The sequence below is a fragment of the Klebsiella sp. 10-1 genome (assembly GCF_009758445.1).
Lineage (GTDB): Bacteria > Pseudomonadota > Gammaproteobacteria > Enterobacterales > Enterobacteriaceae > Klebsiella > Klebsiella scottii.
Genome location: NZ_WQRE01000005.1, coordinates 362,392 through 382,361, shown reverse-complemented (window position 1 = coordinate 382,361; position 19,970 = coordinate 362,392). Strand labels below are relative to the sequence as shown.

The following is a 19,970-nucleotide window of genomic DNA, read 5'->3' as shown; positions in this document are numbered from 1 at the left end:
TCGGCAGATTATGGCTGGAAGTTGGGGCCAATGACGTCTATCGCATCGGTACAGATGCTGTCTACGCCCCAGCGCAGCAGCTCGGCGGCACGCTGGGGTTTATTGACGGTATACACCAGAATATGCAGGCCGGCGGCCTTCAGGCTCGCCACCCGCTCTTCATCGAGCAGCTTATGGTTCAGGTGAATCGACACGCAGCCCAGCCGGGCGGTCAGCTCGCGCCAGTCCTCACGCCACTCGTCCAGCAGCAGCCCGCGCGGCAGCTCCGGCACGGCCTGCTGCGCCGCTTCCAGGGCGTCGATTTCAAACGATGAAAGCAGCGGCGCGGTCATACCTTGCCATAGCTCGCGGGCCGCTAAGGCCACCACCTTGCCGGTCAGCGGGCCGGTGCCGGTGGTTGGCTTAATTTCGATATTGGCCATCATGTTCAGCTTGCGGCAACGCTCCGCCACGGCGGACAGCAGCGGCAGCGGTTCGCCTTTAAATTCGCGGCTGTACCAGCTTCCCGCATCGACGTTCAGCAGCTCATGCCACGCCAGCTCGCCCGCCACGCCCCAGCCGTTGCTGGTGCGCTCAAGGTTATCGTCATGCAGCAAAAAGATTTGCCCGTCTTTCGACAGCTTGGCGTCGAACTCGATCATGGTATGACCAAAGCGAGCGCCGGTATCGATAGCGGCGAGGGTATTCTCCGGCGCCAGCTTTCCGCCGCCGCGATGGGCGACGATATGGGGGTAAGGCCAGTAACTCATGCGCGTTGTCCTGTTTCACCATCAAAGAGGTGCAGATGATCCTGCGGCAGATGCAGCCACAGGGTGCTGCCCGCCGCCGGACGCTGCTGATGCGGCAGCCTGACGACCAGCTTCTGCGCGCCCCAGCGCCCGTGGGCGAGGTTATCGGCACCTAAAATTTCCAGCGTATCCATCACCAGCGGTACGCCGCCTTCCGTCTCGGGGCCTGCGGCAAAATGTTCCGGACGGATGCCGAGGGTCATCTTACGCCCGGCGTGGCGACGATGCTCGCTATTGATCGGCAGACGCAGGCCGCCTTCCAGTTCAAAACGGCTGCCGTCGTCGCTGATGCGCCCGTCCAGCAGGTTCATCGCCGGGCTGCCGATAAAGCTCGCCACAAAGCGGCTGGCCGGCTTTTCGTAAACCTCTACCGGCGTGCCAATCTGCTCGGCGACGCCTTTATTCATCACCATCACCCGCTGGGCGAGGGTCATCGCCTCAACCTGGTCGTGGGTAACGTACAGCGAGGTGGTTTTCAGCCGACGGTGCAGCTGCTGGAGCTCCAGACGCATCTGCACGCGCAGCTTGGCGTCAAGGTTCGACAGGGGTTCATCAAACAGGAATACCGCCGGATCGCGAACGATGGCGCGGCCCATCGCCACGCGCTGGCGCTGGCCACCGGAGAGCTCGCGCGGGCGGCGCTTGAGCAGGCCATCAAGCTCCAGAATACGCGCCGCTTCCTGCACCCGCTCGTCAATCAGGCTTTTACCCATCCCGCGAATTTTCAGCCCCCAGGCCATGTTCTCCTCCACGCTCATATGCGGGTAGAGGGCGTAGTTCTGGAACACCATCGCGATGCCGCGATCCTTCGGCTCCATCTCGGTGACGCGCTGGCGATTAATCCAGATATCGCCGCTGGTCACCCGCTCAAGCCCGGCCACCATCCGCAGCAGCGTCGATTTTCCGCAGCCGGAAGGCCCGACCATTACGATAAACTCCCCGTCCGCCACGTCGAGCGTCAGCGGCTGAATCACCTGGGTTTTGCCATCCCAGCTTTTGGTTACTGCCTGTAATTTAAGTCCTGCCATAAAAGGTTGTATCCCTTGATTGTTCATGAACGTCGCTGGCGGCTATTTTTGCTCGGGGCAAGGCGCAAGCGTCGCAGTTTGGTGGGCCCAAATAAGACGCGAGTAACGCGGTACCGGGCAAAAATGGCCCCAGCCCTTCGGGACGCGTGCCGAAACCGCGTACTCTGCGTTGTCGGATTTGGACATAGGCCCACTATGTCCATCATCCTCCGCCTTGATTACGCGGTTTCGGCTCAGCGTCGACGCCACGAACAATCAAGGGATACAACCTACTTCTCACTGTCCACTAAACCGCGCACAAACGCGCGCTGCATGGCTAATACAATGACGACCGGCGGGATCAGCGTCAGCAGCATCGCTGCCATCACCTGGTTCCACTGCGTGGTACCCTCGCCGGTGGCGATCATGCCTTTGATACCCGCCACCGCGGTGCCGAGATTGATATCCTGAATAATCAGCAGCGGCCACAGGTACTGGTTCCAGCCGTAGATAAAGGTGATAACGAACAGCGCCGCGAGATTGGTTTTCGACAGCGGCAGCACGATGTCGCGGAAAAAGCGCATCGGCGAAGCGCCGTCGATCCGCGCCGCTTCAATCAGCTCATCCGGCAGGGTCATAAAGAACTGGCGGAACAGGAAGGTGGCGGTTGCCGAGGCCATCAGCGGCAGCGTCAGCCCGGCGTAGCTATCGAGCATCTTCAGGTTGGCAATCACTTCCACCGTCGGGAAAATTCGCACCTCAACCGGCAGCATCAGGGTGATAAAGATCATCCAGAAGAACAGGTTACGTAGCGGGAAGCGGAACCAGACGATGGCGAATGCCGACAGCATCGACACCACGATTTTGCCCACCGTAATGCTGAACGCCATGATGAAGCTGTTGAGCATCATCAGCCAGAACGGCGCGCTGTTGGCCCCCACGCCCTGTTTCCAGATGGTGGCCATATTTTCCAGCAGGTGGCCGCCGGGGATCAGCGTCATCGGCGTCTCAAAGACCGCCTTGTTGTCCAGCGTTGCCGCGACAAAGGCGACGTACAGCGGAAACAGAATGACGGCAATCCCCGCAATCAGCATGGTGTGGCTGAAAATCGTCAGCCCTGGACGGTTCTCAATCATTGGTAGCGCACCTTACGTTCAACATAGCGGAACTGAACCACCGTCAGCACAATCACCAGCATCATCAGCACCACCGACTGCGCGGCGGAAGCGGAGAGATCGAGCCCGGCGAAACCTTCACGATAGATCTTATAAATCAGCGTCGTCGTCGCCTGGACCGGGCCGCCGGCGGTGGCGGCATCGATAACCGGGAAGGTATCGAAGAAGGCGTAAACCAGGTTGACGACCAGCAGGAAGAAGCTCACCGGCGCAATCAGCGGCAGCGCCAGCTTGAAAAAGCGGCGGACAGGGCCGGCCCCGTCAATCGCCGCGGCCTCCACCAGCGAGCGCGGGATCGACTGCAGCGCGGCGAAGAAGAACAGGAAGTTGTAGCTAATCTGCTTCCATACCGAAGCAAACACCACGAGGAACATCGCCTGGCCGCTGTTCTGCGCGTGGTTCCAGTCGTAGCCCATCTCGGCGAGAAAATGGGTAATCAGCCCGCGTCCTGGGTTAAAGAGGAAAATCCACAGCACCGCGGCGACCGCGGGCGCGACGGCGTAGGGCAGCAGCATCAGCGTTTGATAGAAGCGGCTGCCGCGCACCACGTAGTCGACCAGCGCGGCGAAAAACAGCGAGACGATCAGGCCGCTAAACGTCACCATCGAGCTGAACTTGATGGTGGTCCAGAATGAGTCCAGATAGTACGGGTCGTGGAACAGGGTAACGAAGTTATCCATGCCGACGAACTGGCTGGAGAGGCCAAACGGGTCGACGCTCTGCAGCGAATACCACAGCGCCTCGCCCGCGGGCCAGATAAAGAAAATAATGGTGATAATCAGCTGCGGCGCAACCAGCAGATAGGGCAGCCAGCGCGAGCGGAATACCGGACGGGTTGATGACATGAGGTTACTCTTTTGCTCGATGATGCCTACCGATTCACTGCTACCGGCGATCGCCAAAGGCGGATGTCCCCCGGTAAGCGCGGCGCTACCGGGGAACCTCCGTTCGACCTACTGCCCTGAACCTATCGGCATCAATACGTTACGACTTAGTCGACTGCTCGAAACGACGCAGCAGCTGGTTACCGCGCTCAACCGCTGAATCCAGCGCCTGCTGCGGGGTTTTCTTGCCGGTCCAAACGCTTTCCAGCTCCTCGTCCACAACGGTGCGGATCTGCGGCATATTGCCCAGGCGCAGGCCTTTGGTGAACGGCAGCGGCGGCTTGTTCAGCATCTGACGGGTGGCGATATCGGCGCCAGGGTTCTTGTCATAGAAGCCCTGCTGACGGGTCAGATCGTAGGCGGCGGTGGTGATCGGCAGATAGCCGGTTTTCTGGTGCCATTCCGCAGCGATTTCCGGTTTTGTGAGGAACTCGAGGAATTTCGCCACTCCGGTGTAGGTCTCTTTATCTTTACCCTGCATGACCCACAGGCTCGCCCCGCCGATAATGGCGTTCTGCGGCGCGCCCTTAACGTCGGCATCGTACGGCATCATACCGACGCCATAGTTGAATTTGGCGTACTGGCGGATATCAGCAAGCGAGCCGGAGGAGGCGGTGGTAATCGCACAGTCGCCGTTATAGAACTTCTCGGTGGACTCATCTTTACGCCCGAAGTAGCTGAAGTCGCCCTTCTTGTTCATCGCTTCCAGCATGGCGATATGCTTCACCTGCTCCGGCTTGTTGAACTCCAGAACCGCATCGGTGCCGTCGAAGCCGTTATTTTTCGTTGCCACCGGCAGACCGTGCCAGGCGCTGAAGTTCTCAATCTGAATCCAGCCCTGCCAGCCGCTGGCGTAGCCGCACTTCATTCCGGCGGCCTTCAGCTTCTCGGTATAGGCGGCCAGATCCTGCCAGGTTTTCGGCGGCTGCTCCGGATCTAAGCCGGCTTTTTTGAAGGCGTCTTTGTTGTAGTACAGCACCGGGGTGGAGCTGTTAAAAGGCTGGGAGAGGAGGTGGCCGGTTTTAGAATCGGTGTAGTAGCCGGAAACGGTCGGCACGAACTGCGATTCATCAAACTTAATGCCCGCATCGGTGAAGACCTGATACACCGGCTTAATGGCTTTTGATGCCATCATCGTCGCGGTACCGACTTCATAAACCTGAAGCAGCGCGGGAGCGTTACCGGTACGAAACGCAGCGATACCGGCGCTCAGGCTCTGCTCGTAGTTACCTTTGTACACCGGCGTAATTTTGTAATCCGGATTAGCTGCGTTGAAACGTTGCGCCAGAGAATCAACTTCTTTACCCAGTTCCCCTTCCATTGAGTGCCAGAACGGGATGGTAGTTACTGCGAGGGCCTGACCAGCAAATGCCAGGCTAAGCGCCAGTCCTAAAGCCGTATGTCGTAACGATATCATCGGTTATCTCTCTTGTTGTTCCAGATGCGCGATTTCACGCGTTTTATGTTCGCGGGGGTAACATGACATGCTCGAATTACAGAAAAATAACTCTTTTATTACAAAAAAAAGATAGTAAGGCGTCAGAGAGATGGCAAGACGATGAAAGATCGGAGACAGGAAAGTGGGAGCTGCGACACGCCAAGGGGATAATTCCCGGCCAGCGGCGTCAGCGCTCCGTTCTGGCTAAGGAATATCCCGGCCGGGCGGCCGGGAATAAGAGCGAGGAGATTAGCCTCCCAGGTAGGCGCTACGCACCGCCTCGTTAGCCAGCAGCGCGTCGCCCGTATCTTCGAGCACCACGTGGCCGTTTTCCAGCACGTAGCCGCGATCGGCAAGCTTCAGCGCCTGGTTGGCGTTCTGCTCCACAAGGAAAATGGTCATCCCCTGCTCGCGCAGCTGTTCGATGGTGTTGAAAATCTGCTGGATAATAATCGGCGCCAGGCCCAGAGAAGGTTCATCGAGCAGCAGCAGGCGCGGCTGGCTCATCAGCGCACGGCCAATCGCCAGCATCTGCTGTTCGCCGCCGGACATGGTGCCCGCGCGCTGAATGCGGCGCTCAAGCAGACGCGGGAACAGTTCGTATACCCACTTAATGCGGGTCTGGAACTGGTCACGGTCGGCAAAAAAACCGCCCATCGCGAGGTTCTCTTCGACCGTCATACGCGAGAAGACGCGACGCCCTTCCGGAACAATCGCCACCGCTTCGCGCATGATTTTCGCGGTCTGCCAGTCGGTAATATCCTTACCATCAAACACCACCTTCCCGCTGCTGGCGCGCGGGTCGCCGCACAGGGTGCCGAGCAGCGTGGTTTTACCCGCGCCGTTGGCGCCAATCAGGGTCACTATCTCCCCCTGATTAATATGCAGGCTGACGTTATGCAGCGCCTGAATCTTGCCGTAGTGGGCGCTTACGTTGTCAAAAGATAACATCACTTTTTCCATGCTTATGCCTCACCAAGGTATGCGCGGATCACGTCCGGGTTGTTGCGGATCTCTTCCGGCGTTCCGTTAGCCAGCGGCGTCCCCTGGTTTACCACGTAAATGCGATCGGAAATGCCCATCACCAGCTTCATATCGTGTTCAATCAGCAGGATGGTGGTGTTGTGATGACTGCGCAGCTCGGCGATCAGCTCGTCCAGCTCCTTGGTCTCTTTGGGGTTCAGACCCGCAGCGGGTTCATCCAGCATCAGGATTTCCGGCTGCGTCACCATGCAGCGAGCGATCTCCAGACGCCGCTGGTCGCCGTAGGCGAGGTTGCTGGCCTGGCGGTTAGCCTGCTCCAGCAGGCCGATACGCTCAAGCCAGGCGGCGGCGCGATCCAGCGCTTCGCTCTGCGCGCGGCGGAAGGTCGGCGTTTTCAGCAGCCCGGAGAAGACGCCGGTTTTCAGCTGCTGATGCTGCGCCACCAGCAGGTTTTCAATCACCGTCATTTCGCGGAACAGGCGCACGTGCTGGAAGGTACGCACGACGCCCATGCGGGCAATCTGCTGACCCGGCAGCCCTTCCAGGTGCTGGTCACGCAGCATAATCGAACCGCCCGTCGGCTTATAGAAACCGGTGAGGCAGTTAAAGACCGTGGTCTTCCCGGCGCCGTTAGGGCCGATCAGCGAAACAATTTCCTGCGGACGCAGCTCCAGCGACACGTTGTTGACCGCCAGCAGGCCGCCAAAGCGCATCATCAGGCCGCTTACGGATAATAATGGCTGACTCATGCCTGCTCTCCTTTAGCCTGACCTTTTTTCAGCTTCAGCTGCGGGCGCGTCATCGGCAGCAGACCCTGCGGACGCCAGATCATCATCAGTACCATCAGGCCACCCAGCATCAGCATGCTGTATTCGTTGAAATCACGCATCAGCTCGCGCGATACCACCAGTAAAATAGCGGCCAGAATCACCGCAAACTGCGAGCCCATCCCGCCCAGCACGACGATTGCCAGTACGAAGGCCGACTCGGCGAAGGTAAAGGATTCCGGGCTGACGAAGCCCTGGCGGGCGGCAAACAGCGTCCCGGCAAAACCGGCAAACGCCGCGCTGATGGTAAAGGCGGTCAGCTTGATGCGCGTCGGATTGAGGCCCAGAGAACGACAGGCAATCTCATCTTCACGTAGCGCTTCCCACGCGCGGCCCAGCGGCATGCGCAGCAGGCGGTTAATCACGAACAGCGAGAGGACGACCAGCAGCAGCGCCACCAGGTAGAGGAAAATAACCCGATCGCTGGGGTCGTATTTAACGCCAAAGAAGTTGCTGAAGGTATCCCAGCCCCCTTCGCGCGCGCTGCGGCTAAATTCCAGGCCAAACAGCGTCGGTTTAGGGATCTGGCTGATGCCGTTCGGGCCGCCGGTCACTTCAGTGTTATTGAGCAGTAAAATACGCACAATTTCGCCGAAGCCGAGGGTCACAATCGCCAGATAGTCACCGCGCAGGCGCAGCACCGGGAAGCCCAGCAGGAAGCCCGCAGCGGCCGAGACCAGCCCCGCCAGCGGCAGGCAGGTCCAGAAGCCGAGGCCGTAATAGTGGTTCAGCAGCGCGAAGGTGTAGGCTCCGATGGCGTAGAAACCGCCGTAGCCGAGTACCAGCAGGCCGGACAGCCCCACCACCACGTTCAACCCCAGGCCCAGGATAATGTAAATCATGGTCAGGGTGGCGATATCCACCGTGCCGCGCGACACCATAAACGGCCACGCGACGGCGATAACCAGCAGCGCCACCAGGAACAGCTTCTGCTTTACCGTCGACCCGTCGATGGCCGGCAGAATAAACTTCGGCCCGGAGACGTTTTTCCAGGTTTTCTGGAACAGCGGGCGCATCAGCTGGAAGAAGAAAACCACCGCTGTGCCGATGAAAATCCACTGCCAGCGGATATCCGCGGCGGTATCCACCACCAGTTTGGTGCCGTCCAGCTCCAGCTGTACGCCCATAAAGACGCCGGCCAGAATAAAGAACATCACCGCAGACAGCAGCGCCATTGCAATATGCATCGGTTTCATACTTTCTCAACCTCCGGGCGACCCAGGATGCCGGTAGGCATCACTAACAGCACCAGAATCAGCAGCGCAAAGGAGACCACGTCTTTATATTCGGTGCTGAGGTAGGCGGAGGAGAGAGCTTCGGCGATGCCCAGAATCAGGCCGCCGATCATCGCGCCAGGAATGCTGCCAATGCCGCCCAGTACCGCGGCGGTAAATGCTTTCATCCCGGCCATAAAGCCGATATAGGGGTTGATAACGCCGTAGAACTGACCGAGGAGCACCCCGGCGACCGCGGCCATAGCGGCGCCGATAACAAACGTCAGGGCAATAACGCGATCGGTGTTAATTCCCAGCAGGCTGGCCATTTTCAGGTCTTCCGCGCAGGCGCGGCAGGCACGACCCATACGCGAATAGCGAATAAACAGCGTCAGCGCCAGCATCGCCACAAAGGTGACGATCCAAATCACCAGCTGCATGGTGGTGATCGTGGCAGAGAAGTTTTCGCTGCTGCCCACCGTCCACTGGCCGTTAAACAGGCTCGGCAGCGCCACATCGCGCGACCCTTCCGTCAGGCTGACGTAGTTTTGCAGGAAGATTGACATCCCGATGGCGGAAATCAGCGCAATCAGTCGCTTGGAGCTCCGCACCGGCCGATAGGCCACGCGTTCAATACTCCAGCCATAGGCGCTGGCAATAATGATAGCCCCGACAAATCCAGCGGCGACCAGCAGCCAGCTGGTGTCGATGCCCATCATCATCAGCGCGGCAATGATCATGAAGGAGACGTAGCTACCTATCATATACACCTCGCCGTGGGCGAAGTTAATCATGCCAATAATGCCGTATACCATCGTGTAACCGATGGCGATCAGCGCATAGGTACTGCCCAGCGTGACGCCGTTAAACATCTGCTGCAGAAAGTAGAGAAACTGCTCGGACATAAGGTAACCTTTCTAAACCCGACAAGGCGGGATGTTGAATCCCACTCTCAACGACTCGAGCGGCGGACGGGCGGCAAATGTTTCCCTCCCCGGAAGCCCCGGGGCGGATAAACGTCGTCTACGCATCTGCGGCTCAAACCATGCGAGTGGTTGTCTTATTTTGCGGCCGAGGATGCCCCATCCGCGTGCCACTGGAAGACACCAAACTCAAATCCCTTCAAATCGCCTTTTTCGTCCCAATTCAGCGGCCCAATCACGGTTTTCGCGCCGTGAGCTTTCAGATCTTTGATTAAGTCCAGCGGCTCCTGGCTGCTGCTTCTGTCCATCGCCTGCGCTAAGGACTGCACGGCAGCGTAGGTAATCCAGACGTACGGCCCGCTCGGATCTTTTTTCTCCGCTTTCAGCGCGTCTACGATAGCGCTGTTTGCCGGATCCTGGTCATAGCGTTTCGGCATTGTCACCAGCATGCCTTCTGCCGCGGCGCCTGCGATATTGGACAGCGAAGCATTGCCCACGCCCTCAGGACCCATAAATACGGTTTTCAGGCCGTTAGCTCGCGCCTGGCGCAGCATCTGGCCCATTTCCGGGTAATAGCCACCGTAGTAAACGAAATCAATATTCTCTTTCTGCAGGCGAGACAGCAGCGCGGAGAAGTCTTTCTCACCGGCGGTGATCCCGTCGAAGAAGACGATGTTGGCGTTGCCTTTTTTCAGGCTCTCCTGAACCGAACGCGCCAGGCCTTCACCGTACTGCTGCTTGTCATGAATGATAGCAATACGCTGCGGTTTAACCTTTTCCAGAATATATTTTGCGGCGGTCGGCCCCTGCGAGGAGTCGAGGCCGGCGGTACGCATGATGTACTGATAACCGCGTTGAGTCAGCTCGGGGTTAGTGGCCCCCGGAGAGATCATCAGAATGCCTTCATCTTCGTAGATATCGGATGCCGGCTGCGTTGAGGAGGAGCAGAGGTGGCCGATAACGTATTTAATCCCTTCGTTAACGATTTTGTTCGCCACCGCGACGGCCTGTTTAGGGTCGCAGGCGTCGTCATATTCCACGCCAACCAGCTTATCGCCCTTAATCCCACCCTGCGCGTTAATATCTTTAATTGCCTGACGCGCACCGTTGAACTCCATGTCGCCCCATTGCGCTACCGGACCAGACATCGCACCAACGACGGCGACTTTTATCTCTTTGGCGATTACCGCGTGCGACATGGTCAGTGCGACTAATCCCGCAATGATTGTTTTCGCGTTCCTTTTCATGTTCCAGGACCCCGTTCGTGATGTGGTGTAAATATTTTGTATTTTTATGGTTAAAAAGCATTCTGTGCTTTTATTAAACAACGCTACTTTTACCATGATCTTTAATGGTTTAGCGCAGTTTTTTACCTGAAACCAGATTAAAATCTCTATTTTTCAGGCGATTAAGCAAAGATAATATTCTGTATTCACGCGAAGATAAACAAAAAAAGTCCCGTTTTTAGCATAAAATAACGATACATACGGCGGAATAAAACGCTGCACTTTAGGTTAAAACTCTGCTTATTTTTCGATCCATAACGCATTGCGCTACCCTGCCTTCCCCAGGAAAACGAATCGCCTGATGAATCCGCAAAAAACAGCGCTCCGCCGGGTAGTAATTTTGGGTACACTGGCGCATCCGTTTTGACTGGACTTGCAGCGCATGAAACTGACCATTATTCGTTTAACGCACTTCAGCGATCAGGATCGCATCGATTTAGGGAAAATCTGGCCATCACGCGATCTGGCCGGGCTCCCCGTGGATGATAGCCACGCTATTTACGCCGCCCGCTTTAACGAACGTCTGCTGGCCGCCGTTTGCGTGACCTTAGACGGTGCAGAGGGCGAGCTGAGCGCGCTGTACGTGCGCGAAGTCACCCGCCGTCGCGGCGTCGGGCAGTATCTGGTGGAAGAAGTGCTGCAAAGAAATCCAGAAATCGGTCGCTGGCGGATGGCGGATACCGGAATTGAAGACTACCGCGTCATGTCAGCGTTTATGCAAGCGCTGGGCTTCAGCGCCCATAACGGCGGTTGGGAAAAGCGTTAAAAACGAAGCGGGAGAATCCCGGATAGCGGCATATCACGCCTTATCCGGGCGATGATGACTTCAATTTGTCCAGCATGACCATTTATCCAGGCAACGATATCACTCTTCATTTCACCCATAACCCCCCTCTTTTCCAGGTCGTAAATTGACCATTCATTTAACCAGGATCTCTCTTATCCGGCCTACAAATTGACAATTTATTTAACCGAGAATTTCTACTTTACCCGGCCAGAATCACGCCGTATTTAACCAATCTCCCCGCTTTTCCCGGCCTAAAAGAGGCCATTTATTTAACCGAGAATTTCGCGCTACAGGCAGGCGGCAAGCTCTGAAATCCCCGGGAGCTTACATGAGTAAGTGACCGGGGTTGAGGAGCGCAGCCAACGCACCTGTAGCGTGAAAGGCGAAGGTTAAATTATTTGGCGTCGGTCGCGGTGCCATCGGCATGCCACGTAAACACGCCGAACTCGAAGCCTTTCAGGTCGCCCTTCGCATCCCATGACAGCGGCCCCATCACGGTATCAACAGAGTTTGCTTTCAGGTATTTCGCAATGGCTGCCGGGTCTTCAGACTGGTTCAGGCCTGCCTGCAGCGACTGGATAGCTGCATAGGTGGTCCAGACAAACGCGCCGCTCGGATCCTGTTTTTTCGCTTTGATGGCGTCGACGATCGGTTTGTTCGCCGGGACCTGGTCGTAGTTCTTCGGTTTAGTGACCAGCATGCCTTCAGCGGACTGACCGGCAATGTTTGACAGGGAAACGTTCGCTACGCCTTCCGGCCCCATAAACTGCGTTTTCAGGCCGGCCGCGCGCGATTGACGCAGAATCTGCCCCATCTCCGGGTGATAGCCGCCGTAGTAGACGAAGTCGATATTTTCTTTCTTCAGACGCGCCACCAGAGTGGAGAAATCTTTCTCACCGGCGGTGATACCGTCAAAGAACACGACGTTAGCGCCGCCTTTTTTCAGGCCATCCTGCACCGCACGCGCCAGACCTTCGCCATACTGCTGCTTATCGTGAACGATAGCGATACGCTTCGGTTTAACCTTATCAATGATGTATTTAGCCGCCGTCGGGCCCTGGTCAGAATCGAGGCCGGTGGTGCGCAGAATCATTTTATATCCGCGCGCGGTCAGCTCCGGCGCCGTCGCGGCCGGGGTGATCATCAGAATGCCTTCGTCTTCATAGATATCGGACGCCGGCTGAGTAGAAGAGGAGCATAAGTGGCCGATAACGTACTTAATGCCGTCATTAACGACCTTGTTGGCCACCGCTACCGCCTGTTTCGGGTCACAGGCATCATCATATTTTACGCTTTGCAGCTTATTGCCTTTGATACCGCCCTTAGCGTTAATATCGGCAACCGCCTGCTCAGCGCCGGTAAACTCCTGATCGCCATACTGCGCCACCGGGCCAGACATCGCCCCAACCACGGCAATTTTAATATCTTCAGCCAGCGCTGCGTTGCTCATTATCAAGGCGATACATCCTGCCAGTAACGCTTTACCCTTCATATTCATCCTGAAGCTCCCCACTATTATGGTTTTTTGCATTTGTTGTGATGTTGTTTTTTAGCGCATTATTCTAATTAATCACATAAGAAAAGCATATGATAGCTAGATTAAGGTCTGCCGCTCGCGCCTATGCAGCACACTATGCTAGAACATATCCCATTTTTCAGAATTTGAAACAACAATTTTTTAGGTTATGTAACAGTTATGTGACTGAAGCAGAACGCCACTCCGCAGAGTGGCGAGATGTGAGGCTATGCGGCCAGCGCGCGCTGAATAATCGTCAGCGCCTGGCGGAATTGAGCATCGGGGATAGTGAGCGGGTAGAGGAAGCGGATGACGTTGCCGTAAACGCCGCAGGTCAGCAGCAGCAGCCCTTCGGCCAGCGCGCGCTGCTGGACGGCCCGGGTGAACTCGCCCGCCGGCTCGCCGGTTTGCGGATCAAAAAACTCGACCGCAACCATCGACCCCTGCGCCCGCACCTCGGCAATCTGCGGGCACGATGCTTTGGCCTGATTGAGAACTTCCACCAGATGGTGGCCAAGCTCATTTGCCCGCTGGCAAAGCTGCTCTTCGGCGATCACATCCAGCACCGCATGCGCGGCGGCAATCGCCAGCGGGTTCCCGGCGTAGGTTCCGCCAAGGCCGCCCGGCGCAGGGGCATCCATAACCTCTGCCCGCCCGGAAACCGCCGAAAGCGGCATCCCGCCCGCCAGGCTTTTCGCCATCGTGATCAGGTCTGGCTGCACGCTATAGTGCTCCATCGCAAACAGCTTGCCGGTTCGCCCAAAGCCAGACTGAACCTCATCCGCAATCAGCAGGATGCCGTGGGTATCGCACAGCGCGCGCAGCGCCTGCATAAACCCGGCAGGCGCAACGTTGAACCCGCCCTCGCCCTGTACCGGCTCAAGGACGATGGCCGCCACCTGATCCGCCGCGATATCGGCTTTAAAGAGGCGTTCGAGGCTTTTTATCGCCTCTTCGCTGCTGACGCCGTGCAGCGAATTAGGGTACTGAGCATGAAAAACAGAGCCAGGGAACGGACCAAAGCCGATTTTATAGGGCGCGACCTTGCCGGTCAGCGCCATCGTCATGTAGGTTCGGCCGTGGAAGGCGCCGCCAAAGGTGATGATTCCCGGCCGACGGGTCCAGGCGCGGGCAATTTTGACCGCATTCTCTACCGCTTCCGCGCCGGTAGAGAAGAAGGCCGTTTTCACGGCGCCGGATATCGGGACCAAAGCGTTAATGCGTTCGGCCAGCGTGACGTAGCTGGCGTAGGGGACAATCTGATATGCCGTATGGGTAAAGGCCTCCAGCTGCGAGGCCACCGCGGCGACAACTTTGGGGTGCCGATGCCCGGTATTCAGCACCGCAATCCCCGCCGCAAAATCGATAAACTCCCGGCCTTCGATATCCCACAGCGTCGCGTTCTCAGCTTTTTGCGCGTAGAAGTCGCACATCACGCCTACGCCGCGCGGCGTCGCCTGCTGGCGGCGCTGATTAAGATCGTTATTTTTCACCCGCTTTCTCCCTTCATGAATTTAGTAAGCCGTGCCTGTCTAAAAACAATAGCGCCTGCCCGGCATTCAAGCCCAGCGGAAGAAGAAATTAATATGGTTGACGCATGGAGGGATAAAAAACAAAAAGCCCCCGCTGAGACAGCGAGAGCTTTTTTTGATGCCGGTCGGATTTACGCTTCGATAGCGGTACGCAGTTTCTTCATGGCGTTCTTTTCAAGCTGGCGCACGCGCTCAGCCGAAACGCCGTAGCGATCCGCCAGCTCCTGCAGCGTGGACTTATTGTCTTCGTCCAGCCAGCGGGCGCGAATGATATCCTGGCTACGCTCGTCGAGGCCCTGCATCGCGTCAGTCAGCTTGTTTGCCGCCTGCTCTTCCCAGTTATCATCTTCAATGCCGTCGGCAAAGTTAGACGTTTTATCCTGCAGATAGAGCACCGGAGCCATCGGCTGGCTATCGGACTCATCGTCCGACGACATGTCGAAGGTCATGTCCTGCGCCGCCATACGCGATTCCATCTCACGCACGTCTTTGCTCGACACGCCCAGCTCGCGGGCAACCATTTCGACTTCATCCTGGTTAAACCAGCCCAGACGCTGCTTGGTTTTACGCAGGTTAAAGAACAGTTTACGCTGGGCCTTGGTGGTCGCGACTTTCACAATACGCCAGTTACGCAGAACGTATTCGTGAATTTCGGCCTTAATCCAGTGCACGGCAAAGGAGACCAGGCGCACGCCGACTTCCGGATTAAAACGGCGCACGGCTTTCATCAGACCAATGTTGCCTTCCTGAATCAGGTCCGCCTGCGGCAGGCCATAGCCCGAGTAGTTACGAGCAATATGAACAACAAAGCGCAGGTGAGACAGGATCAGCCTTTTCGCTGCTTCCAGATCGCCCTGGTAATGCAGCTTTTCAGCAAGCTCCCGCTCTTCATCGGCCGATAACATCGGCCATGTGTTCGCAGCCCGGATGTAAGATTCCAGGTTACCAACGGGGGCTAAGGCTAAAGTTTGCATATCTTTGGTCATTCAAATCCTCTCAATCGATATCGTCTGGCTTGACAGTTCCCGCTTAGACAACCGGGCAACAAACATGCCAGCGTTTATGAGCAACGAGAATATCACCCACATTAGTATCAGACAGTGATTTTATCCACAAGTTCCATGCAACGGTGTGAATACATTACGCACAAAATGTGACATGGAGATGAAGCGTAGGGAAGAGACAACAGGGACTCTTTCCCTGCAGAGAGACATTCAGTCAGTGCAGGGAAAGATTATACCAGAAAATTTTTAATCGGGAGTAAAGTGACGTAAATGTTGCACCGTCGCCAGCCAGGCCGCGACCCAGCCAATCATCGAGCAGACGATCAGCATCAGCAGACACTCGTCGAAGCCTAAGCCGCTGAGCTCAAACTGGGTACCGAATACCTTCGCCACTTCCGTTACCGCTGATGACAGGCGCATCACCATAATCTCCGACAGGATCAGCGATAAAAATGCGCCGCAGAAGCCCAGCAGCGCACCGCCGTAGAGGAACGGACGCAGGATAAAACCGTCGGTCGCCCCAATCAGCTTCTGCACGTTGATGGTATCGCGGCGAGCAAAGATGCTCAGACGCACGCTGTTGCCGATCACCAGGAACACGGCGGCAACCATCAGCACGCCGATCAGCGCCGATACGCGGCCAACCAGCCCGGTCAGCGAAGAGAGGCGCGCAAACCAGCTGTCATCCATACGGACTTCATCGACGCCCTGAATATGCGCAACCCGATCGCGCAGGGTGTTGAGGGAGTCGGTTCCCTGGAAATCCAGCTTCGGCACGACAATCGCCACCGCCGGCAGCGGGTTCTCTTCCAGCATATCCAGCGCGCCGCCAAAGCCGGACCAGTTGCGGAACTCGCCTAAAGCTTCATCCCGCGACAGATAGTTGACCTTCTCCACGCCCTGCTCTGCCTGCAGCTGCCCGACCACCCGCGCCGCGGCGTCATCGTCCAGCGTCTTCTCCAGATAAACGGTGATCTGCGGCGATGGATAGTACTGCGACGCCGCGCTGTTAACGTTTTTGTACACCATGTAGCACACGCTCGGCAGCGTCAGCGAAATGGCGATGACCATGATGGTCAGGAAGGTGGCCAGCGGCGTGCTTTTCAGATCCTGAACCGCGCCGTGCCAGGCATAGCGCACCTGCTCATTGAAAACGTTACTTTTCCGGGAAGCCGGATTCGGCGCCGCTTTCGGCCGCTTCGGCGCATTGCGCCCACCGCCTGCCCCTGCGGCATTGCGGATGCGGTCAAATCGGCTGCCAAACTGGCGAATGTGGTTTATTGCCTCGCGCTTATTCACCCCAGTGGCCTCCGTGCATATGCCCGTCGCTCAGGGTCAGCATGCGATACGAACGACTGGAAATCAGCCCCAGGTCGTGCGTCGCCATCAGAACCGTTACCCCTACGCGGTTAAATTCTTCAAACAGACGTAAAATCCCCTCCGAGAGCGCCTCATCGAGGTTACCGGTCGGTTCATCCGCCAGCAGCACCGCAGGCTTGTTCACCACCGCGCGGGCGATGCCCACGCGCTGCTGCTCACCGCCGGAGAGTTGGATAGGAAGATTTTTCGCTTTGTCCAGCAGCCCGACTTTATCCAGCGCGGCCGATACCCGGCGGCGGATATCATCCCCGCTGGCGCCGGCAATAATCAGCGGGATCGCCACGTTGTCAAACACGGTACGATCCATCAGCAGGTGGTGATCCTGGAAAATCATGCCGATCTGGCGGCGCAAAAACGGCACCTCCCGGCTCTTCAGGCGGCTAATATCGTGGCCGCCGAACAAAATTTTGCCGGCGCTCGGCCGCTCGATGCCGCAGATAAGCTTGAGCAGGGTACTTTTCCCCGCGCCGGAGTGGCCGGTCAGGAACGCCATCTCGCCCGACTGCAGGTGGAAGTTCACCCCCTGCAGCGCTTGTCTCCCACCGAGATAGGCTTTGCTGACTTGTTCAAAGCGAATCATTATTAATCCTCTCGGGCAAAAAGTGCCTCAATAAAGTCGCCCGCATTAAACGGACGCAGATCCTCAATACGTTCACCGACGCCAATATAGCGAATCGGAATACCGAACTGGTCAGCGACCGAGAAGATAACCCCACCTTTCGCGGTACCGTCCAGCTTCGTCAGCGTGATGCCGGTCAGGCCAACGGCCTCATGGAACAGTTTGGCCTGGCTAATCGCGTTCTGCCCGGTGCTGGCATCAATTGTCAGCATCACTTCATGCGGGGCATCTTCGTCCAGCTTCTTCATCACGCGGACGATTTTCTTCAGCTCTTCCATCAGGTGCGATTTATTCTGCAGACGGCCCGCCGTATCGGCAATCAGGACGTCAACGTTGCGCGCCTTGGCGGCCTGAATGGCGTCGAAAATAACCGAAGCCGAGTCCGCGCCGGTATGCTGCGCAATCACCGGGATATTATTACGCTGACCCCAGACCTGCAGCTGCTCTACCGCGGCGGCGCGGAAGGTATCCCCCGCGGCCAGCATGACCGACTTACCCTGCTGCTCAAACTGACGCGCCAGCTTGCCGATGGTCGTGGTTTTACCCACCCCGTTGACGCCAACCATCAGAATAACAAACGGCGTTTTCCCTTCAACGTTCAGCGGCTCGTCAACTTTAGCCAGAATATCGCCCATCTCTTCTTTCAGCAGGCCATACAGCGCTTCGGCATCGCGGAGCTGCTTACGGCTGGCGCCTTCGGTAAGGTGGGTAATAATCTTACGGGTCGTTTCCACGCCAACGTCGGCGATCAGCAGCTGCTCTTCCAGCTCTTCGAAGAGATCATCATCTATTTTTTTGCCGCGGAACAGACTGATAAATCCGGAACCGAGGTTCTGTTTGGTTTTAACCAGGCTGCGCTTGAGTCGGGCGAAGAAACCTTCTTTTGTCGGCTTCTCCTGCTCGATCTGGGCGGCTTCCTGCGGCTCGCTCTGCTCCTCAGCTTCTGCCGCCAGCGCCTGGGCTTCCAGCTCGTCGTCCGACAGCGCAGGCTCATCCTCAATCAGCGCCTCTTCAACGACGGCAGCCTGCGGCTGGGCGACAACCTCTTCCGGCAGCTGTTCAACAAGCGCTTCGGCAACCGCCGGCTGGGCAATAACGTCTTCCACCAGCGGCTCTTCCACCGCCGTTTCTTCGACGGCGGCTTGCGCAGCTTCCGGCTCTACGACAGCCGGCTCGGCGGCAAGTTCTTCTTCCACTTCGCCAACGGCCGGCGCATCGTCTGTCGCGGCGACCGGCGGAGCAATCTCTTCAACGGCGGATTCTGCCGCCGCCACCGGATGCGGCAGCTCGCTTTCGACAACCTGTTCGGTGACCTCAACGACGTCAGCGGCAAAGGCCTCCGCGTCCTCTTTCTCTGCCGCCGGGGCGCGCTCCGCCTCGGCTTCAGGCGCAACAACGGCCTCAGCCGGCGCTGCGGGAGCCTGTTCCGCAGCTTCCTGCAGCCCTTCTACTTTTTGCTCAACTTCTGTTTCCTGCGCCTGCTCTTTTTGTCCAAAGCCCAGCCAGGAAAAGAAGCCACGTTTTTTCTCTTTCGCCATTTGCGACTACACTCCTCGCTGATTATTCATGGCACAGCTTCGGCATATCTGTCGCGGAAGCTGAAAAATAATGAAATTAGTCAGATAGTCTATCACTTAACTTAACGCGCATCACCGCCCCCGGATTAAGGTTTCGTCATCCGCCTTCGATCGCTAGAATAGCAGGCTGGAAGTTAAGACTTGAGCAGAGAGATGAAGAAACCAAACCACGCAGGCAGCGGCCAGATCCGCATTATCGGCGGACAGTGGCGGGGCCGAAAATTACCGGTGCCGGAGAGCCCGGGCCTGCGCCCGACCACCGACCGGGTTCGTGAAACCCTTTTTAACTGGCTGGCGCCGTCTATGGTCGACGCGCGCTGCCTTGACTGCTTTGCCGGCAGCGGCGCGCTGGGGCTGGAGGCGCTATCCCGCTACGCGGGCAGCACCACGCTGCTGGAGATGGAGCGCGGCGTTGCCCAACAGCTGCAGAAAAACCTGGCGACCCTGAAAGCCAGCAACGGCACGGTGGTCAACGCCAATACCCTGACCTGGCTTAATCAGCCCGGCACGCCGCACCAGATAGCGTTCGTCGACCCGCCGTTCCGCAAAGGGCTGCTGGAAGAGACGCTGCGGCTGCTGGAGAGTAACGGCTGGCTCGCCGACGAAGCGCTGATCTACGTCGAGAGTGAAGTCGAAAATGGGCTACCGCCGGTACCGGCAGGCTGGCACCTGTATCGTGAGAAAGTGGCCGGACAGGTCGCCTACCGCCTCTATCAACGAGAGGCACAAGGAGAGAAGAATGCTGATTAATCTAGGCCGGGTACTGATGCTATGCGTATGGGCGTTTTTGCTCTTAAACCTGTTTCAGCCTTTCCCTAAGCCGCTGAATATTTTCGTTAACGTCGCGCTTATCTTTATGATCCTGATGCACGGCCTGCAGCTGACGCTGCTGAAAGCCACTCAGCCCAAAGATGCGCCGCCGCTGGGCCGCTTCGAGCAGGTGCGCATTTTTATCTTCGGCGTGTTCGAGCTGGTCGCCTGGCAGAAAAAGCTCAAGGCTACGCTGCGTAAGAAGTGATGGCGGCAGGC

The 19,970-nt window shown here is 57.4% G+C and carries 19 protein-coding genes; 3 read left to right on the top strand and 16 right to left on the bottom strand.

All coding sequences use genetic code 11. The annotated features are described in order from the left end of the window. Positions 1–8 precede the first annotated feature (8 nt). From ugpQ to livK, 10 genes are all read right to left on the bottom strand, one after another. Positions 9–749, bottom strand: coding sequence for a glycerophosphodiester phosphodiesterase (gene ugpQ / locus GO007_RS19900; RefSeq protein ID WP_095102955.1), 741 nt, complete (start codon positions 747–749; stop codon positions 9–11). Beyond that, the gene (locus tag GO007_RS19895) at positions 746–1,816 is read right to left on the bottom strand and encodes a sn-glycerol-3-phosphate import ATP-binding protein UgpC (protein ID WP_095102953.1); all 1,071 of its coding nucleotides are present in this window, start codon (positions 1,814–1,816) and stop codon (positions 746–748) included. Before GO007_RS19895 ends, ugpQ begins: the two co-directional genes overlap by 4 nt. A 269-nt stretch (positions 1,817–2,085) precedes the next feature. Then, complete coding sequence (ugpE, locus tag GO007_RS19890) at positions 2,086–2,931, bottom strand: sn-glycerol-3-phosphate ABC transporter permease UgpE (RefSeq protein WP_095102951.1); 846 nt, start codon at positions 2,929–2,931, stop codon at positions 2,086–2,088. Beyond that, entirely contained in the window at positions 2,928–3,815 is an 888-nt protein-coding gene (ugpA, locus tag GO007_RS19885) for a sn-glycerol-3-phosphate ABC transporter permease UgpA (protein WP_095102949.1), read from the bottom strand. Before ugpA ends, ugpE begins: the two co-directional genes overlap by 4 nt. Before the next feature lie 139 nt (positions 3,816–3,954). Then, the gene (ugpB, locus tag GO007_RS19880; RefSeq protein WP_095102947.1) at positions 3,955–5,271 is read right to left on the bottom strand and encodes a sn-glycerol-3-phosphate ABC transporter substrate-binding protein UgpB; all 1,317 of its coding nucleotides are present in this window, start codon (positions 5,269–5,271) and stop codon (positions 3,955–3,957) included. Positions 5,272–5,541: 270 nt separating this feature from the next. After that, positions 5,542–6,255: a high-affinity branched-chain amino acid ABC transporter ATP-binding protein LivF gene (gene livF, locus GO007_RS19875; protein ID WP_004868545.1), complete on the bottom strand. Its 714-nt coding sequence runs from the start codon at positions 6,253–6,255 to the stop codon at positions 5,542–5,544. A 2-nt stretch (positions 6,256–6,257) separates the two neighbouring features. Further along, positions 6,258–7,025 carry a high-affinity branched-chain amino acid ABC transporter ATP-binding protein LivG gene (gene livG, locus GO007_RS19870; protein ID WP_041143048.1) on the bottom strand — a complete coding sequence of 256 codons (768 nt, stop codon included), beginning with the start codon at positions 7,023–7,025 and terminating at the stop codon, positions 6,258–6,260. Next, complete coding sequence (gene livM / locus GO007_RS19865) at positions 7,022–8,299, bottom strand: branched chain amino acid ABC transporter permease LivM (RefSeq protein WP_095102945.1); 1,278 nt, start codon at positions 8,297–8,299, stop codon at positions 7,022–7,024. The genes livG and livM overlap by 4 nt, the downstream gene beginning before the upstream one ends. Continuing rightward, positions 8,296–9,222 carry a high-affinity branched-chain amino acid ABC transporter permease LivH gene (livH, locus tag GO007_RS19860; protein ID WP_041143050.1) on the bottom strand — a complete coding sequence of 309 codons (927 nt, stop codon included), beginning with the start codon at positions 9,220–9,222 and terminating at the stop codon, positions 8,296–8,298. Before livH ends, livM begins: the two co-directional genes overlap by 4 nt. 155 nt (positions 9,223–9,377) lie before the next feature. After that, positions 9,378–10,487, bottom strand: coding sequence for a high-affinity branched-chain amino acid ABC transporter substrate-binding protein LivK (gene livK / locus GO007_RS19855; RefSeq protein WP_095102943.1), 1,110 nt, complete (start codon positions 10,485–10,487; stop codon positions 9,378–9,380). 421 nt (positions 10,488–10,908) lie between these two features. Between livK and panM the strand changes: the two genes are divergently transcribed. Beyond that, positions 10,909–11,292 carry an aspartate 1-decarboxylase autocleavage activator PanM gene (gene panM, locus GO007_RS19845; protein WP_095102939.1) on the top strand — a complete coding sequence of 128 codons (384 nt, stop codon included), beginning with the start codon at positions 10,909–10,911 and terminating at the stop codon, positions 11,290–11,292. A 415-nt stretch (positions 11,293–11,707) separates the two neighbouring features. Here panM and livJ read toward each other — a convergent pair whose 3' ends face one another. From livJ to ftsY, 6 genes are all read right to left on the bottom strand, one after another. Beyond that, on the bottom strand, positions 11,708–12,811 hold the full coding sequence (gene livJ / locus GO007_RS19840) for a branched chain amino acid ABC transporter substrate-binding protein LivJ (RefSeq protein WP_095102937.1): 1,104 nt from the start codon (positions 12,809–12,811) through the stop codon (positions 11,708–11,710). 245 nt (positions 12,812–13,056) lie between these two features. Next, on the bottom strand, positions 13,057–14,322 hold the full coding sequence (locus tag GO007_RS19835) for a 4-aminobutyrate--2-oxoglutarate transaminase (RefSeq protein ID WP_095102935.1): 1,266 nt from the start codon (positions 14,320–14,322) through the stop codon (positions 13,057–13,059). Between the two features lie 170 nt (positions 14,323–14,492). Continuing rightward, positions 14,493–15,347 (bottom strand): RNA polymerase sigma factor RpoH, encoded by an 855-nt coding sequence (rpoH, locus tag GO007_RS19830; RefSeq protein ID WP_041143056.1) that lies wholly within the window; start codon positions 15,345–15,347, stop codon positions 14,493–14,495. Between the two features lie 264 nt (positions 15,348–15,611). Then, positions 15,612–16,664, bottom strand: coding sequence for a permease-like cell division protein FtsX (gene ftsX, locus GO007_RS19825; protein ID WP_095102933.1), 1,053 nt, complete (start codon positions 16,662–16,664; stop codon positions 15,612–15,614). After that, positions 16,657–17,325: a cell division ATP-binding protein FtsE gene (gene ftsE / locus GO007_RS19820; protein WP_004868565.1), complete on the bottom strand. Its 669-nt coding sequence runs from the start codon at positions 17,323–17,325 to the stop codon at positions 16,657–16,659. Before ftsE ends, ftsX begins: the two co-directional genes overlap by 8 nt. Before the next feature lie 2 nt (positions 17,326–17,327). After that, the gene (gene ftsY, locus GO007_RS19815) at positions 17,328–18,902 is read right to left on the bottom strand and encodes a signal recognition particle-docking protein FtsY (RefSeq protein ID WP_095102931.1); all 1,575 of its coding nucleotides are present in this window, start codon (positions 18,900–18,902) and stop codon (positions 17,328–17,330) included. A 192-nt stretch (positions 18,903–19,094) separates the two neighbouring features. Between ftsY and rsmD the strand changes: the two genes are divergently transcribed. Next, entirely contained in the window at positions 19,095–19,691 is a 597-nt protein-coding gene (gene rsmD, locus GO007_RS19810) for a 16S rRNA (guanine(966)-N(2))-methyltransferase (RefSeq protein ID WP_095102929.1), read from the top strand. Beyond that, on the top strand, positions 19,681–19,959 hold the full coding sequence (locus GO007_RS19805; protein WP_095102927.1) for a DUF1145 family protein: 279 nt from the start codon (positions 19,681–19,683) through the stop codon (positions 19,957–19,959). Before rsmD ends, GO007_RS19805 begins: the two co-directional genes overlap by 11 nt. Positions 19,960–19,970: the final 11 nt, after the last annotated feature.